General features: G+C 41.3%; 14 protein-coding genes. 13 read left to right on the forward strand and 1 reads right to left on the reverse strand.

Features of this window, described 5'->3' with window-relative positions; translation table 11 throughout:
- Window positions 1–30: 30 nt before the first annotated feature.
- The 8 genes from A5875_RS03280 to A5875_RS03315 all read left to right on the forward strand — a co-directional run bounded on the left by A5875_RS03280 (window position 31) and on the right by A5875_RS03315 (window position 10,127).
- Window positions 31–1,047: an ABC transporter substrate-binding protein gene (locus tag A5875_RS03280; protein WP_254911842.1), complete on the forward strand. Its 1,017-nt coding sequence runs from the start codon at window positions 31–33 to the stop codon at window positions 1,045–1,047.
- A 76-nt stretch (window positions 1,048–1,123) separates the two neighbouring features.
- Entirely contained in the window at window positions 1,124–2,626 is a 1,503-nt protein-coding gene (locus A5875_RS03285; protein ID WP_088932276.1) for a sugar ABC transporter ATP-binding protein, read from the forward strand.
- Window positions 2,626–3,642, forward strand: a complete 1,017-nt coding sequence (locus A5875_RS03290) for an ABC transporter permease (RefSeq protein ID WP_088932277.1) — start codon at window positions 2,626–2,628, stop codon at window positions 3,640–3,642. The genes A5875_RS03285 and A5875_RS03290 overlap by 1 nt, the downstream gene beginning before the upstream one ends.
- Entirely contained in the window at window positions 3,623–4,654 is a 1,032-nt protein-coding gene (yjfF, locus tag A5875_RS03295) for a galactofuranose ABC transporter, permease protein YjfF (RefSeq protein WP_088932278.1), read from the forward strand. The genes A5875_RS03290 and yjfF overlap by 20 nt, the downstream gene beginning before the upstream one ends.
- Window positions 4,655–4,833: 179 nt before the next feature.
- Window positions 4,834–6,447 (forward strand): PTS transporter subunit EIIC, encoded by a 1,614-nt coding sequence (locus A5875_RS03300; protein ID WP_088932279.1) that lies wholly within the window; start codon window positions 4,834–4,836, stop codon window positions 6,445–6,447.
- A 2-nt stretch (window positions 6,448–6,449) separates the two neighbouring features.
- On the forward strand, window positions 6,450–7,781 hold the full coding sequence (locus A5875_RS03305) for a 6-phospho-alpha-glucosidase (RefSeq protein WP_088932280.1): 1,332 nt from the start codon (window positions 6,450–6,452) through the stop codon (window positions 7,779–7,781).
- Window positions 7,782–7,854: 73 nt separating this feature from the next.
- Window positions 7,855–8,754, forward strand: a complete 900-nt coding sequence (gnd, locus tag A5875_RS03310) for a phosphogluconate dehydrogenase (NAD(+)-dependent, decarboxylating) (protein ID WP_088932281.1) — start codon at window positions 7,855–7,857, stop codon at window positions 8,752–8,754.
- Complete coding sequence (locus A5875_RS03315; protein ID WP_088932282.1) at window positions 8,751–10,127, forward strand: gluconokinase; 1,377 nt, start codon at window positions 8,751–8,753, stop codon at window positions 10,125–10,127. Before gnd ends, A5875_RS03315 begins: the two co-directional genes overlap by 4 nt.
- On the opposite strand, the gene A5875_RS03320 is transcribed toward A5875_RS03315, so the two are convergent.
- The gene (locus tag A5875_RS03320; protein ID WP_088932283.1) at window positions 10,124–10,849 is read right to left on the reverse strand and encodes a MurR/RpiR family transcriptional regulator; all 726 of its coding nucleotides are present in this window, start codon (window positions 10,847–10,849) and stop codon (window positions 10,124–10,126) included. The genes A5875_RS03315 and A5875_RS03320 overlap by 4 nt on opposite strands.
- 153 nt (window positions 10,850–11,002) lie before the next feature.
- Here A5875_RS03320 and A5875_RS03325 point away from each other — a divergent pair, with 153 nt between their 5' ends.
- The 5 genes from A5875_RS03325 (at window position 11,003) to A5875_RS03345 (ending at window position 15,666) form a co-directional block, all read left to right on the forward strand.
- Complete coding sequence (locus tag A5875_RS03325; protein ID WP_088932284.1) at window positions 11,003–11,470, forward strand: PTS sugar transporter subunit IIA; 468 nt, start codon at window positions 11,003–11,005, stop codon at window positions 11,468–11,470.
- A gap of 392 nt (window positions 11,471–11,862) precedes the next feature.
- Window positions 11,863–12,705, forward strand: coding sequence for a sialate O-acetylesterase (locus A5875_RS03330; protein WP_088932285.1), 843 nt, complete (start codon window positions 11,863–11,865; stop codon window positions 12,703–12,705).
- A 17-nt stretch (window positions 12,706–12,722) separates the two neighbouring features.
- Window positions 12,723–13,244 (forward strand): PadR family transcriptional regulator, encoded by a 522-nt coding sequence (locus A5875_RS03335; RefSeq protein ID WP_088932286.1) that lies wholly within the window; start codon window positions 12,723–12,725, stop codon window positions 13,242–13,244.
- A gap of 120 nt (window positions 13,245–13,364) precedes the next feature.
- The gene (locus A5875_RS03340; protein ID WP_088932287.1) at window positions 13,365–14,738 is read left to right on the forward strand and encodes a GNAT family N-acetyltransferase; all 1,374 of its coding nucleotides are present in this window, start codon (window positions 13,365–13,367) and stop codon (window positions 14,736–14,738) included.
- Complete coding sequence (locus tag A5875_RS03345) at window positions 14,731–15,666, forward strand: phosphotransferase family protein (RefSeq protein ID WP_088932288.1); 936 nt, start codon at window positions 14,731–14,733, stop codon at window positions 15,664–15,666. The genes A5875_RS03340 and A5875_RS03345 overlap by 8 nt, the downstream gene beginning before the upstream one ends.
- Window positions 15,667–15,702 lie beyond the last annotated feature (36 nt).

The raw sequence follows: 15,702 nt of genomic DNA on the forward strand, positions 1-15,702 counted from the left end.
TTAACTCATCAAAAGAAGAAGCGAGGGAAAATGATGAAAAAGAAAAATTTGGTCAGCGCGTTCTTGTCACTTACATTAGTTGCTACATTGTTAGCGGGTTGTGGTGGAGGTGGCGGTTCTACAGATGGCTCTAGTGCTAAAAAGGGGAAAGACAAAAAAATTACTATCGGTTTTTCTCAATTAGGTGCTGAAAGTCAGTGGAGGACGGCCAATACGAAATCAGTTCAAGATGCGGCGAAAAATGATCCAAACGTCAATTTAAAATTCTCTGATGCACAGCAAAAACAAGAAAACCAAATTTCAGCTATTCGTAATTTCATTCAACAAGGTGTAGACGTAATCGCAGTGGCTCCGGTTGTGGAAACTGGCTGGGAAACTGTTTTGACAGAAGCGAAGGATGCGAATATTCCTGTATTGATCGTTGACCGGAAGATGAAAGGCAAGAAGATCGACGACTTGTACAGCGCTTGGATCGGAACCGACTCTAAAGATGAAGGTGAAAGAGGAATTAAATGGCTAGAAGACCAGTTGAAGGAAACGGACAAAGAAAGCGATGCATTGAATATCGCCCATCTGCAAGGGACCACCGGATCTTCTGCGCAAGTTGGACGTACGGCTGGAATTACTGAAGGAGTCAAGAAACACAAAAACTGGAAAATCATTGAACAACAGTCTGGAAACTTCACTCGTGCGGAAGGCAAAGAAGTAATGGAAGCCTTTATGAAATCGAATGGTGATAACATTGATGTACTCTTCTCAGAAAATGATGATATGGCAATGGGGGCAATTCAAGCAATCGAAGAGGTAGGAAAAGCACCTGGTAAAGATATTACAGTCATTTCCTTCGATGGAACTAACGATGCATTGGAACAAGTTGTCGATGGAAAGATCAATTGTGTGGTTGAGTGCAGCCCGTTATACGGAGAAGACATCATCGAAACAGCTAAAAAATTAGCCAAAGGCGAAAAAGTTAAGAAGGAAGTATTTGTCGAAAACGGTATCTTTGATAGTAAGAACGCAGAAGAAAACCTACCAAGACCTTACTAATACTTAAAAAAGGAATAGAGGTCGCTCTATTCCTTTTTTAAACTTTATGGATCGCGATAAAAGGAGGAATCCCTACATGGAAAATGAAGTGATCCTTTCCCTCGAGCATATTTCGAAAGAATTTCCCGGGGTAAAGGCATTAGATGATGTAAAGCTCAAGCTTCGTAAAGGTGAGGTACATGCGTTAATGGGCGAAAATGGTGCCGGAAAATCTACCATGATCAAGGTAATGACCGGCGTCTATCCTAAAACCAGCGGAACGATTGTACTGAATAATCAAGAAATCGAACCGCAGACACCGCAAGAAGCACAAGAGACCGGCATTAGTACGGTTTATCAAGAAATCAATTTGTGTCCAAATCTAACGGTAGCAGAAAATATTTATATTGGTCGACAACCGAAGAAGCTGGGCAAGATTGACTGGAAGAAAATGAATGAGGATGCCAAGAAGCTGTTAGAAACATTGAAGATTGATGTAGATGTAACGCAAACACTCGACAGCTACTCTGTTTCGGTTCAGCAGATGATTGCAATCGCACGGGCGGTAGATATGTCGGCCGGGGTTTTGATATTAGATGAGCCGACATCCAGTTTGGACGGCAATGAGGTAGAGCAATTATTTGAGATTATTCGCGAGTTGAAAAATAATGGGATGGCCATCTTGTTCGTAACTCATTTCTTGGATCAAGTCTATGCCATTTCTGATCGAATCACAGTCCTGCGAAATGGCCGCTGGATCGGAGAATATCCTGCAAATGAACTAAGCCAGATCGACTTGGTGACTAAAATGATTGGTCAAGAATTCAAGGATGAGGATTCTCGGGCATTCAGGAAAACCACCGATTATCCGCAAACGAGTTTTATTCAAATGCGAAACGTCACAAAAAAAGGCGTGATCAATGATTTCTCCATGAAGATTCGTGAAGGCGAGGTTTTAGGTTTAGCAGGGCTTTTGGGTTCTGGGCGAAGCGAGGTAGCCGAGCTGTTGTTTGGGGCACAAGAGTTTGATGAAGGTGTTCTTTACATCGATAATGATCATATTAAAAAAATGTTCCCGCAAAAGGCTATCAAAGAAAATATCGGCTTTTGTTCTGAAGATCGAAAGGTCTCAGGGATTTTGGCTGATTTGAGTATTCGTGAAAATATCATCGTGTCTTTGCAGGCAAAACGGGGCTGGAAACGAATCGGTTATAAAGAGCAGCAAGAGATTGCTGAAAGATATATAAAGCTATTGAACATCAAGACTCCAGATGCCGATAAAAAAGTTGGTGAGCTATCAGGCGGGAACCAGCAAAAAGTGTTATTGGCTCGTTGGCTGGTAACCGATCCTAAGCTTCTAATTTTGGATGAACCAACGAGGGGAATCGATATTGGCTCAAAAAGGGAAATTGAAAGTCTGATTCTTTCACTTTCCAGAAAAGGGATGTCGTTCTTGTTCATTTCTTCTGAGTATGAGGAAATGGTTCGCTGCTGCGATCGGATCATCGTGCTAAGAGATCGGCTTTCAGTGGCTGAATTGGTTGAGGAGCAAATTTCTGAGAACAATATCATGAGCGCTATTGCCGGGGAGGTATCGTAATGGAAAAACTCAAACGGTTGTTAAAACGCAAGGAACTGTGGGCAGTAGTCGGTCTATTACTGATCTTACTGTTCAACTTAATATTTTCACCGAACTTTTTCAAATTATCGATTAATAACGGACACTTATATGGAAGTATGATCGATGTCTTAAATCGTGGAGCTTCATTGGTCATCGTTTCTATCGGGATGTGTTTAGTAATCGCCACTCGAGGCATCGACATCTCGGTCGGTTCAGTCAACGCCTTGGGAGCGATGGTCGCTGCTTATTTACTGACAATTGGGACTCCGGTTGTTGCGGCAATTGCAGCAGGTCTAATTGTGGGCTGTCTTTGCGGGATATGGAATGGTTTTTTTGTAGCTAAGCTGAATATCCAGCCGATGATTGCAACGTTGATCTTGATGACAGTCGGTCGCGGGTTTGCTCAAATTATCTCCGGCGGTGAAATTTTGACTTTAGGAAAGACATCCTATTCATTTATTGGCCGAGGCTATTTTTTAGGAATCCCTTTTCCAGCAATCTTGATGGGATTGATCGTTCTGGGTGTTTATCTGCTGACAAGAAAGACTTCGTTAGGGCTGTCGATCGAATCGGTCGGGATTAATGAGCAATCTGCTCGCTATGCAGGGATCAATACGCGGCAAGTTTTATGGATCTGCTACATAATTTGTGGTGTGCTGGCAGCATTGAGCGGAATGATGGATAGCGCAAATGTTTCTAGTGCAGATGGAAATAATAACGGACTGATGTTGGAGCTGGATGCGATTCTAGCAGTTGTATTGGGAGGCACGTCGATGGATGGCGGGAAATTCTATCTTGGCGGAACAGTAGTCGGCGCTCTATTTATCCAAACCTTGACGACAACTATTTTTACTTTTGGGATTCCGTCAGAGACGATCATGGTAGTCAAAGCGATCGTGGTAATATTTGTGGTGCTGCTTTCCTCTGAAAAAATGAAAGAATGGTCGACAGCAATGAAGCAGAAAAGAAAGGCAGGTGTCTCGATTGAAAATTAAGCTTGGTAATTTTAATATTCCGTTGTTGGCCTCCATTGGAATTTTCCTCTTGTTGTTTTTGGCGGGGTCAGTGATGTATCCTAGCTTCTTATCATTACGGGTTGTTTTGAATCTATTTATCAATAATGCCCATCTGATCGTGCTGGCTTGTGGGATTTGTTTTCCAATATTAACAGGCGGCATTGATTTATCCGTCGGTGCAGTGATCGCAATGACGTCGATGATTGCGGCTGCTTTGTTGCAAAAAGGTCTGAATGCTTTTATCGTAATTGTCCTTTGCTTATTAATTGGTATTGCGTTTGGAACAGTTCAAGGCTTTCTTATCCAATATTTCAAGATGCATCCTTGGATCGTAACGCTTGCCGGAATGTTTTTTGCTCGCGGTGTCTGCTATCTGATCTCGATCGAGTCGATTCCGATTACGGATGATACGTTTTATAAGCTGTCGCAATTTAAAATCTACTTGCTGCCGGGTTACTTTATTTCGCTGAATGTGCTGGTTGCGATCGTCTTCGTACTTGCCTGTATCTATGTGTCAAAATATACCCAATTTGGCCGGACCGTTTTTGCCATCGGCGGCAACATGCAGTCGGCCATCTTGATGGGGCTGCCGGTGGATCGCACGAGAATTATGATTTATTCTTTAAGTGGGTTTGGATCGTCATTGGCTGGTGTGATGTTCAGCTTTTACACGTTATCAGGCTATGGCTTGCATGCTCAGGGGTTAGAAATGGACGCTATCGCTGCTTGTGTAATCGGCGGGGTGTTATTGACTGGTGGTGTCGGCTCCTTGATTGGACCGGTGATAGGTGTCTTAATTACGGGTGTGATTCGTACGATGGTTGATTTTCAAGGAACCCTCAGCTCGTGGTGGACGAAGATTTTTGTCGGGTTATTGATGCTCCTTTGTATCGTCATGCAGGTGGCAATCGTAAATCGCGGCAAACGAACGAAAGACAAAAAGAAAACAAAAGAAGAAACTATAGACGAATCCATCGATGTGGTGGTCTGATACGGATTTCAAAATAGATATAGTTTAATGAGCTTCCTATTTTAGGAGGCTCATTTTTTTATCTTATCTATGAAACATATTTCAAATCATGAAACCAGTTGAGTTGTAAGCGGTATCCATTTATTTTTGCAAGTGTGCCCCGTATACTGAACACATCACAAAAAGAAGGAGATAGAATGATGAAAGCAAAAATCATGGATAGCATGCAAAAATTTTCTAAAGCAATGTTCGTGCCTGTGTTGATCTTGCCGATAGCAGGTATCTTGATTGCAATTGGAAACGTTTTTACTAATCCGCGATTGATCGAGATGTTCGGCTTTTTAGATAATCCGATCACGATGGGTTTTGGCAGTATTTTATCCGCGGCCTTATTACCAGTTTTAACAAATTTAGGAGTCATTTTCTGTGTGGGTATTGCTCTAGGATTGGCAAATAAGAAAAAAGCGGAGGCGGCCTTTACTGCTTTACTTGGTTATTTAGTGTTCTTATACGCGATGAACAAATTTATGGAGCTGCGAGATATGCTGGTTGCTCCGGATCAGCTGCAGGGTTCAGGGCAGGAATTAGTTCTTGGGGTTCAAGTCTTGGACATGGGGGTCTTTCTAGGAATTATTCTTGGGATCGTCGTTGCAGTGATCCATAATCGTTTTATTGATACGACATTCAACAATGCTTTTCAAGTATACGGCGGTGCACGATTTGTCTTTATCGTGTTGATTCTAGTATTAGTGCTGGCGGCTATTGCACTTTCATTTATCTGGCCAGTCATTCAGCAAGGAATTGACGGGTTGGGCGGTGTAATCCAAAGGACAGGAAACTTTGGTATCTTCCTTTATGGTTCATTGGAACGATTATTGATCCCAACTGGATTGCATCATTTGATATATACACCGTTTTTATATACTTCACTTGGCGGTGTGGCAGAAGTCGGCGGGCAGGTATTTGAAGGGGCGCGAAATATTTATTTTGCGGAAATTGCTGATCCAGCGGTTAAAGTTTTATCACAAAGTGTCATCTGGGATGCACGAGGAATTTCAAAGATGTTTGGTTTGATTGGGGCTTGTTTGGCGATGTACCAAACGGCTAAACCAGAAAATAAATTTAAAGTAAAAGCTATTTTGATTCCAGCAGTAGTGACCTCATTTATCGCTGGAGTGACTGAACCGATTGAATTTTCATTTATGTTTGTAGCACCGGCATTATTCGTGATTCATTCAGCGTTAAGCGGGTTGAGTATGGTTGCCTTGAATATTTTTGGTTCGCGGGCGATCGGTCCGAATGGGTTTATCGACTTTCTGCTGTACAACATTCCATTAGGAACAGAAAAGACACGATGGCCGATTTATCTTTTAGTCGGTGTTGCCTTCTTCTTTATCTATTATTTTATCTTCCGCTTCTTAATCGTTAAATTCAATTTTAAAACAGTGGGACGAGAAGATAGTGATCAAGAGACGAAGCTTTATTCGAAAAAAGAGTATAACGAGAAAAAGACGGCAGGACCTGCTGATGGCGCATTGGCAGCCCCAACTTCGGATGATGAATTATCAGGAATAATTGTTGAGGGATTAGGCGGCGCCGAAAATATCAAAACAATCGATAATTGTTATACACGTTTGCGCTTAAAGTTGGAAAATCCAGCTTTAGTAAATGAAGGCTTGCTGAAAAATCAAACCCAAGCAAAAGGTGTCATCAGCAACGGTGAAAATGTGCATGTGGTTTACGGTCTGACTGTACCGCAAGTACGAGAAAAGCTTGAAAAATATTTAGGTAGAGATAGTGGAGGAGACGAATAGTTATGAAGAAATTCTCAGTAGTAATTGCTGGCGGCGGGAGTACGTTTACTCCAGGGATCGTCATGATGATGTTAGATAATCTGGATCGTTTTCCATTAAGAACATTGAAATTATATGACAATGATGGAGATCGGCAAGGCATTTTAGGCGAAGCCCTAGAAATTTTATTGAAGGAACAAGCACCAGAGATTGAATTCTTATATACGACTGATCCGGAAACGGCATTTACAGATGTTGATTTTTGTATGGCGCATATTCGTGTCGGCAAATATGCGATGCGTGAAAAGGATGAAAAAGTTCCATTGCGACACGGAGTCTTTGGACAAGAGACCTGCGGACCAGGCGGAATCGCATACGGTATGCGCAGTATCACAGGAATGTTGGAGATCATTGATTATATGGAAAAATATTCACCAGACTGTTGGATGTTGAATTATTCTAACCCGGCAGCCATTGTCGCAGAGGCGTGTCGCGTGCTGCGGCCAGATTCCAAAGTACTGAATATTTGCGATATGCCTGTAGGAACGTTACGCCGGATGTCACAGATCGTAGGAAAAACACCAGAAGAATTAGAAGTACGCTACTTTGGTCTAAATCATTTCGGTTGGTGGACCAGCGTCAAGGACAAGGAAGGTCATGAATATATTGATCAGATTCGCGACTATGTTTCTGAACATGGTTATTTGACTCAAATCGAAGTAGACACCCAGCATACAGATCCCAGCTGGCAGGAAACACATAAGAAAGCAAAAGATATTTTAGCGGTAACGCCAGAGTACTTGCCAAATACTTATTTAAAATACTACTTGTATCCAGATTATGTCTTTGAACACATGAAGGATCATCCAGAATTTACACGGGCGAATGAAGTGATGCAGGGTCGGGAGAAGAATGTTTTTGATCATGCGCGCCAAATCATCGAAAATGGTTCAGCAGAAGGGATTGCCTTTGACATTGATGCTCACGCGACCTTTATCGTCGATCTAGCGCGTGCGATCGCCTTCAATACCCATGAACGAATGGTGATGATCGTAGAAAATAATGGTGCGATCGCCAATTTTCCAGATGATGCTATGGTGGAAGTCCCATGTATCGTCGGAACAGATGGACCGGAAGCATTAGCACAAGGACAAATCCCTGCTTTCCAACAGGCATTGATGTTCCAGCAGGTCACGGTTGAAAAATTAGTGGTCGAAGCCTACGTGGAAAACAGCTATCAAAAGATGTGGCAAGCCTTGACCTTGTCCAAAACGGTTCCAAGCGCACAAGTTGCCAAAGAACTATTAGATGATTTAATTGCCGAAAACGGTGATACTTGGCCAGAATTACATTAATTTTTAAGGGACGTAACGGCAGCGAATTCGTTGTCGTTAGGTTCCCTTTTTCTAAAAAGCAGGAGGAATAATGATGGAGATCGCAATGATCGGTTTAGGTAAAATGGGTATGGGGATTGCCGAAAATTTATTAAGGCACCAGCATCAAGTAAAGGGCTTTGACATTGATCCCAGTATCGCTAAAGCACTACAAAAAATGGGTGGAAGCTTCCATTTTGATATTGAAAGCTTATTAGCGGAGCAAACAAAGCAGCAGATCGTTTGGCTGATGCTGCCGGCAGGAATGTTGACAAATAATATGGTAATGACTGTTGCTGATCTTTTAAACGAGGGTGATATTGTGATCGAAGCTGGAAACTCTCACTATCAGGATAGTTTAAAAAATTTTGACTATTGTCAGCAGCGAGGCGTTCACTTTCTTGATGTCGGAACCTCTGGCGGAGTAGAAGGAGCAAGAAATGATGCATGTATGATGATTGGCGGCGACCAGCAAATTTTTGCTGAACTCGAGCCGCTGCTTACCGATTTATGTGTGGATAAAGGATTTATTCATACTGGTCCGGCCGGCAGCGGTCATTACCTCAAGATGGTTCATAATGGGATTGAATATGGGATGATGCAGTCGATTGGCGAAGGCTTCAACTTACTGCATCATAGTCCTTATGATTTTCAACTGGCTGAAGTTGCTCAAGTCTTCAATCATGGCTCAGTGATTCGATCATGGTTGATGGAGTTAACTGAAAAAATCTATCAGCAGCCTGAAGAGATGACTGAAATAGCAGGAGTCATTCCTTCTTCAGGTGAAGGGAAATGGACAGTTGAGGAAGCCTTGAGATTAAAAGTGAATCTGCCGGTGATCACGCAGTCGCTTATGACGCGCTTTGCTTCGGAGGATTGTGATAAGATAAGTGAGAAGCTTGTCGCATTATTGCGCAATCAGTTTGGCGGACACGCCATTGTAAAGGATGAATGATTTTGTCAGTATTTTTAGGAATAGATATTGGAACGACAGCGATCAAACTAGGTCTGATCAAAGAAAACGAACTGCTTTACTCGAGTGAATTACTTCTCCAAACCTATGGCGACGATCGGATAAAGTATCAAGATGGAAATGAACTTCTAGCGATTTTACAAGCAGGGTTGCTAGCGATCCCCATAGAGCTTCGTCAGCAGGTAAGGACGATTAGCTTCAGTACAGCGATGCATAGCTTGATGCCTGATGATGGCAGAAAGCAAATCTTCTTATGGTCTGACCTTCAAGCGGCGACGAGTATTGACCGATTTAAGCAAATGGATTTAGCGGCACACTTTTATAAGCTATCTGGAACGCCGATCCACGCGATGTCAACATTTGCGAAGCTGCTGTATTTTCAAGAAAATGAAATCTATCCAGCAGGAATCCATTGGTATGGCATCAAAGAATTGCTTATGGAGTATTTTACCGGAGAAGTGGTGATTGATTATGCGACTGCTTCTGCGACGGGGCTTTTTGATTTGCGGGAAAAACAGTGGAGTGAAGAGATCCTTGAAGTTCTTGGAGTTAAGCCAGAGCAGTTAGCTTCATTGGTTGATACGGATCAATGCTTCGAAATGTTGCCTGACAAAAGTGATTTGTTTGGATTTACACCAGATGTAAAAGTCGTTGTAGGCGCAAGTGATGGAACGCTAGCTGCATATGCCAGCTATTATTCTACCGGAAGAACTGCCAGTCTGACGATCGGTACAAGCGCCGCGGTTCGTCAAATCACAAAAGACATTCAATTGGATCAGAAGAAGCAAAACTTTTGCTACTATTTAAAAGAAAGTTTATTGGTTAGCGGAGCGCCTTCAAATAATGGCGGGGTTGTATTAGCTTGGGCGGCGAATCATTTAACGGAAAATCCAGCGAGATTTTATAAGAGGTTGCCGAAGTTGCTGAGCGAAACGGAGACTGGGGCAAATGGGCTGCGCTTTTGGCCTTATTTGAATGGAGAACGGGCGCCTTATTGGAGCAATGAAATCAAGGGCGGATTTTATGATCTGACTTTGCAGCATACTAGAAACGATATGCTGCGAAGCGTGGTTGAAGGTGTGTTGTTGAATATTCGCCGACTAGTTGAATTAGTCGCGAAAGGCGAAGAGCTTTCAGTCAGCGGCGGCTTTTTCCAAACGACAGAGCTGGGGCAATTAGCAGCAGATGTTTTTGGTGTGAAATGCTGCTATGCCCAGCAAAATGAACCGATTTTTGGCTTATACTATTTATTAGAACAGCCGGAATTGATGATCGAAGAGAGTCAGCAGATTTTTCTGCCAGATCTAAGCAATCATGCTGCCTATGATCAGATCGCAGAGAATTATTTTGATTAATTTGTTTTGGTAAATTCTTGAACGATATATTCCATCAATAATAGTGATTTACCGAAAAAGCTGTTGTATTTAATATTTTGACTGTCGAGCGGTCGTTCATCGGCAACTTCAAAAATAATCGTCGCAGCTTCCGTCGCCCGCGATTGACTATTTCCTGTAAATAAAATCGTCGGAATGTTGCGATCCTGTGAAAATTGCATTTTTTCAATGACCTTTTGAGTCTCGCCGGATTTAGAAATGACGATCAGCATACTAATAGTATCGGCGTTATTGTTGATGATCCCTGAAGAATCTGCCGCATTCACAAAAAGGGTCTTAATGCCGTTTACCAGCAGCTTTTTGTAAAGATATTCGGCAATGATACTTGAAAAACCAGTGGCATAGATCGTAATGAACTTTCCTTGGTTTTTCTGATAGATTTGCTTCATATTTTGGATCGAAGGAGCGATCTTTTCTGTAGGAATAGAGATATCCACCGTGGCTTCAACAAATTGGTTTTGTGGCTGGTATTGATTTTTTAAAAAGTAAAACAGCTCTAGATATCCAGAGAAGTCCAGTTTTTGTGCTAAACGTACAATGGTCGCCGGTGAAGTATAAAGCGTTGCGGCGATTTTTCTCAATGAAACGCCGTCTAATTCATTTATATGAGCAGCTAAGTAAGTCAAGATTGCCAGATCATTATCAGATAGCTGTTTTCCTTTAGTAATCAATTCTAGATCCATTCCTGCACCTCCTAAATAAATTAATAAATTCCTTACTTTTGTATTATACCTGTCTCTTATACACATCTAGATGTGTATAAGAGACAGATTATACACTAAGGGCAATGGAAAAAAGTAAGCGGTACTTTAAACAATGTAGAAAGGAGCACAAAAATGTTTGGATTATTCAAAAGTAAAAGCAACGAAATCAACACACCTGTAAATGGAGAAGTAGTTGAGCTAAAAGAAGTAAGCGATCCGGTCTTTGGCGAAAAAATGATGGGGGAGGGCTTCGCAGTCAAACCATCAGACGGAAAAATCTGTTCACCGGTTAAAGGGACAATCAAATCAGTTTTTCCTTCTTTGCATGCGCTGACATTGAAGGCTGAAGATGGATTAGACGTTTTGATTCATATTGGACTGGACACTGTAGAGCTGAACGGCGAAGGCTTTAGTTCATCGATCCAAGAGGGCCAAAAAGTAAAAGCAGGCGATCCATTAGTTCAGGTCGATCTAGCTTTTCTAGCGGAAAAAAATAAAGACAACATCGTAATCGTTGTTTTCCCAGAAATGAAAGATAAGGAAGTCTCCGTTCATTTAGGCGAGAAGCAAGTTGGGGAAGTCGCAGCGGTTCTGAAATAAAAATGGTTATCGATTTTTTTTGAGAATTTCCTAATTGGAAGTTCTTTTTTTTTTGAGAATTCCATTTTAAGAATGGATCAGCACTTAGTCGATACCAGAGCGTCTTAGAGCTAAAATGGTAAAAAATCTGACGAGATCATTATTGCTTTAATGCAGAGTTATTCCCGGGAATAATCGAAGTTGCAGATTTTGGCTTGCAATTGTTTTATGATCGCAAACCAGCATACTATGATTTCGCGAATAAAACTAAACGGTTGGATCATAATTTTCAAGAGATTACAGAATAATTTTACTGCTCCTCTATTTTAGAGGGGCTTTTTTGTGGGCTGATGATTGACACTATAGTCTAATTAGACTATAGTGTGCAGAGAAAAGAAATTGAGGTGTAGAAAATGAAATCAATTTTATTGATTGGCCAATCAAATATGGCAGGACGAGGGTATTTAAGTGAAGTCCCAGCTATTTATAATGAAAATATCGAGATGCTGCGCAATGGCCGCTGGCAAATGATGGCAGAACCAATTCATTCAGATCGAGAAGTTGCCGGTGTTGGACCGGCCGCGTCTTTTGCCGCCGCTTGGTCACAAGATCATCCCGCTGAGAAATTAGGTTTGATCCCTTGCGCGGAAGGCGGAAGTTCGATTGATGAATGGGCGTCGGATCAAGTTCTGAGCCGCCATGCACTTAGTGAAGCAAAATTTGCGATGGAATCTAGTGAATTGATCGGGATTTTATGGCATCAGGGTGAAACTGACAGCTTAAATGGGCGCTATAAAGAATATGCTGAAAAATTAAAAGCAGTTTTCGAACATTTTCGACAAGAGCTTGGGCTGCCGGAATTGCCGATCATCGTTGGAACACTTCCGACCTTTTTAGGAAAAACTGGTTTTGGTTTAAGTGCGGTGGAATTTGAGGAAATCAATCATGAGATAGAAAGAGTTGTCTCAGCGTTAGAAAATTGCTATTTGGTCAGCGCGGAGAACCTGACAGCTAATCCAGACGGTATTCATATCAATGGGGAATCACAACGACAATTCGGAATTCGATATTACGAAGCTTTTGCGAAGAAGACCGATATTTCTACGGCCTTGGGAAATGAAGACGAACAGCTCAGCAAGATTTATGGTCGAGCAACGACGAAAAATGAAAAAATTTATTTATTGAGTCGCGATTTCGCACTCGGAAAACTGGATTATCAGAAATTTATAGAAAAATTTACTGAGATCACCAAGTAAGTGAAAGGGGCAGCAAGATGATTCCGCTTTTGATTTTAGGTTTGCTGAAAGAAAAGCCAGAGTCCTACGGCTACGAATTGTTGGCTGATATGCAAGCTAATTATTTCCAATATTTTGTTCGTTTTACGAAGGGTTCCTTCTATTATAATATGCAGCAGCTTGAAGAAAAGGGCATGATCAGAAAAGTACCGACAAATGGGCTGCCTAGTGAGAAAGAGAAAAACCGCTATGTCCTGACAGATTTAGGTGAAAAAGAATTTGAACGGCTGTTTATGAAATACGGCAGTCAAAATGATCCAATCATTTTTCCATTTTATACGCCGATGCTGTTTGTCGATCAGGCAGGCTCCGATGTGATGAAGCAGTTATTGGTAAAACAAATCCAACAGACGCAGGAAAAAATCCGATTGATCGAACTTGCATTGCAATCACCAGAGCAGCTGCGTCCTAATTTTGTAAAAATGATGGAGAATTCCAAACGCCATCATGAAGTAAATTTGACCTGGTTCAAAGAACAGTTAACTGAATACGAAAAGTAGTCCACAAGTTTACTCTTGTGGGCTTTCTTTAATTCAGGGTAGTCGCTGCGTTATTTTCCCTGTATGATTGAATTAATTAAAGTGGTTAGAAGAAGAAACAATTCTTTGAGGAGGGCAAAAATGAAAAAGAATTTCAGTTTCCATGTGTACGCGGGCATTACAATCATTTGCTGGTCATTAGCGTTTGTATTGTCACGGCTGGTGATGCGGGAAATATCATCAGAAGCGTTAGGATTTTTACGCTACTTGATTGCGTCGCTCGTTTTACTATGTCTGATTCCTTTTTTGAAATTACGAAAGGTTGAATCAAAAGATTTGGGAATGATCCTCTTGACTGGAGCGGCTGGTTTTTTCTTTTATATGATCGCCTTCAACAAAGGAGTCAAAGAGGTGAACGCGGCAACCAGCAGTGTCATCATCGCGACAGTACCAATGATTACGGCATTACTTTCGCGGTTGTTCTATAAAGAAAAAATTACCGTGAAGCAATGGTTCGCAACAGGTGTATCTTTTCTGGGTGTGTTGATCATTACGATTCTAAGTAAGGGGTTCACGATCAGTAATGGTCTGAACTGGCTTTTTTTGGCGGCGGTATTACTCGCAGCTTACAACTTGCTGCAAAAGAAATTAGTTCAAAAGTACTCGGCGATCCAGAGTACGATGATGAGTATTTTTGCCGGAACGATTATGCTGGCGATTTTTTTGCCTAAAACGATCAATGAGGTACAAGGGATCTCCTTCAATTCAGTGATTCTTGTCTTGATCATGGGAATTTTTTCAAGTGCGATCGCTTATGTTTCATGGACAAAGGCCTTTGAAGTCGCTGAAAATATCGCCTCAGTCAGTAATTATATGTACGTGACACCGTTATTGACGACGGTCCTAGGATTGGTTATTGCTAAAGAATTTCCTGATGTATCAACGATTGTTGGCGGAGTAATCATTTTGGCTGGTCTGGTCTTGTTTAACAGTGACCAGTTATTTGCTCCAAAAGTGACGATTAGGCTCTTAGATGAGGCAGATTTAGAGACTGCGGCTCAAGTTATTCGAGAAAGCTTTGCGGCCACAGCAAATGATTTTGACTTAACAATCGATAATTGCCCAACCAACGGAGCCTTTACACAAGCAAAACATTTAATGAACGATCTGGAAAATGGTAATCAGCTGTTTGGTGTTTACTTGGGAAAGAAAATGATCGGCTTTTTTGAGTTAGTCTATCATGAGGATCAGCAAGCGGATTTAGAGAAAGTCTCTATTATTCCTTCTGAACGAGGTAAAAATTACGGCAAGCTTATTTTGAATCGTGCAAAAGAGATTGCCTATAACAATCAGATGGAGACGATCAATATCGGAATCATCAAAGAAAATAAGGATTTGAAAAATTGGTATCAAAAAATGGGTTATCAAATTGTTTGTTCCCAAAATTTTTCACATTTACCTTTTGAGGTATTGTATCTGCGCTTAGACTTAAAAGATGAGGTGACCAATGGATAAATTAGAAGCAGTTAAACAGATCAAGCAGGAATATCCTGATTTAGTGATCGAAGAAATTGAGTTTTTGGGTGCGGGTTATGACAGTGAGGCTTTTCTGCTGAACCAGGCTTACGTATTTAAATTCCCCCGTCATGCCAGAGCGGCGAGAAATCTTTATAAGGAAGCTATCGTACTGAAGGAAATAAAGGATAAAGTGCCGCTGAAAGTTCCAGCGATTTGTTTTATTGGAACGTCGGATCAGCCGAATCAATTGACTTTTGCTGGTCACGAAAAAATTGAAGGTGTGCCCCTGGATGCTGAGCTATTGGCAACATTAACAGACGAACGAAAGGAGGAAATGGCTAAGGAGCTAGCAGCTTTTTTCAAGGCGCTGCACAAGATTGAGCTGTCGACACAAATCGAAGGACTTGAAGTAAATAAAAAGGTAAAAGCCGCCTATGAATATGAGGTTATCAAAAAAGCTGCCTATCACCATCTAAAGGAAACGGTCCAACACCAGATTGACGAGGTTTATCATCAGCTGCTAAAGCAGGACTTTCAGTATCAAAAATGTTTGATCCATAATGATTTTGGAGCCAGCAATGTATATTATGACCAAGCTGCTGATAAAATTTGCAGATTGATAGACTTTGGAGATGTTGCGATTTATGATCGTGATATGGAATTTGTTTGCTTGATGTATGATTATGAGGAAGGTTTTGATCAGGAATTTGTTCAAAAAGTTCTGACATACTATGGTCTTGATTCAGCTGATTTAGCAAACAAAGCAAATTTCACCGATTTTTATGGCCAACTTGAAAATGTTTATCTAGGTATAGAATTTGATATGAAGGATCTTTTTGAAGAAAGTATCGCTGCTATCCAAGAGGGCTTGGATGGCTACAAGGAAAATATTCTAAGCGAAGATAGAACAAAGTATTATCTTTAAAAAACAATCTTAATTGAAACTCTGTTATTAATAAAA

This window comes from Enterococcus sp. 3H8_DIV0648, assembly GCF_002140655.1.
Taxonomy (GTDB): Bacteria; Bacillota; Bacilli; order Lactobacillales; family Enterococcaceae; genus Enterococcus_A; species Enterococcus_A hulanensis.

What these genes read in the sequence shown, in the direction of transcription:
- A5875_RS03305 (WP_088932280.1), top strand. Translation starts at nt 6,450, where the DNA reads ATGAAGAAATTCTCAGTAGTAATTGCTGGCGGCGGGAGTACGTTTACT.
- A5875_RS03330 (WP_088932285.1), top strand. Translation starts at nt 11,863, where the DNA reads ATGAAATCAATTTTATTGATTGGCCAATCAAATATGGCAGGACGAGGG.
- A5875_RS03325 (WP_088932284.1), top strand. Translation starts at nt 11,003, where the DNA reads ATGTTTGGATTATTCAAAAGTAAAAGCAACGAAATCAACACACCTGTA.
- A5875_RS03345 (WP_088932288.1), top strand. Translation starts at nt 14,731, where the DNA reads ATGGATAAATTAGAAGCAGTTAAACAGATCAAGCAGGAATATCCTGAT.
- A5875_RS03285 (WP_088932276.1), top strand. Translation starts at nt 1,124, where the DNA reads ATGGAAAATGAAGTGATCCTTTCCCTCGAGCATATTTCGAAAGAATTT.
- gnd (WP_088932281.1), top strand. Translation starts at nt 7,855, where the DNA reads ATGGAGATCGCAATGATCGGTTTAGGTAAAATGGGTATGGGGATTGCC.
- A5875_RS03300 (WP_088932279.1), top strand. Translation starts at nt 4,834, where the DNA reads ATGAAAGCAAAAATCATGGATAGCATGCAAAAATTTTCTAAAGCAATG.
- A5875_RS03290 (WP_088932277.1), top strand. Translation starts at nt 2,626, where the DNA reads ATGGAAAAACTCAAACGGTTGTTAAAACGCAAGGAACTGTGGGCAGTA.
- A5875_RS03280 (WP_254911842.1), top strand. Translation starts at nt 31, where the DNA reads ATGATGAAAAAGAAAAATTTGGTCAGCGCGTTCTTGTCACTTACATTA.
- A5875_RS03335 (WP_088932286.1), top strand. Translation starts at nt 12,723, where the DNA reads ATGATTCCGCTTTTGATTTTAGGTTTGCTGAAAGAAAAGCCAGAGTCC.
- A5875_RS03315 (WP_088932282.1), top strand. Translation starts at nt 8,751, where the DNA reads ATGATTTTGTCAGTATTTTTAGGAATAGATATTGGAACGACAGCGATC.
- A5875_RS03340 (WP_088932287.1), top strand. Translation starts at nt 13,365, where the DNA reads ATGAAAAAGAATTTCAGTTTCCATGTGTACGCGGGCATTACAATCATT.
- A5875_RS03320 (WP_088932283.1), bottom strand. Translation starts at nt 10,849, where the DNA reads ATGGATCTAGAATTGATTACTAAAGGAAAACAGCTATCTGATAATGAT.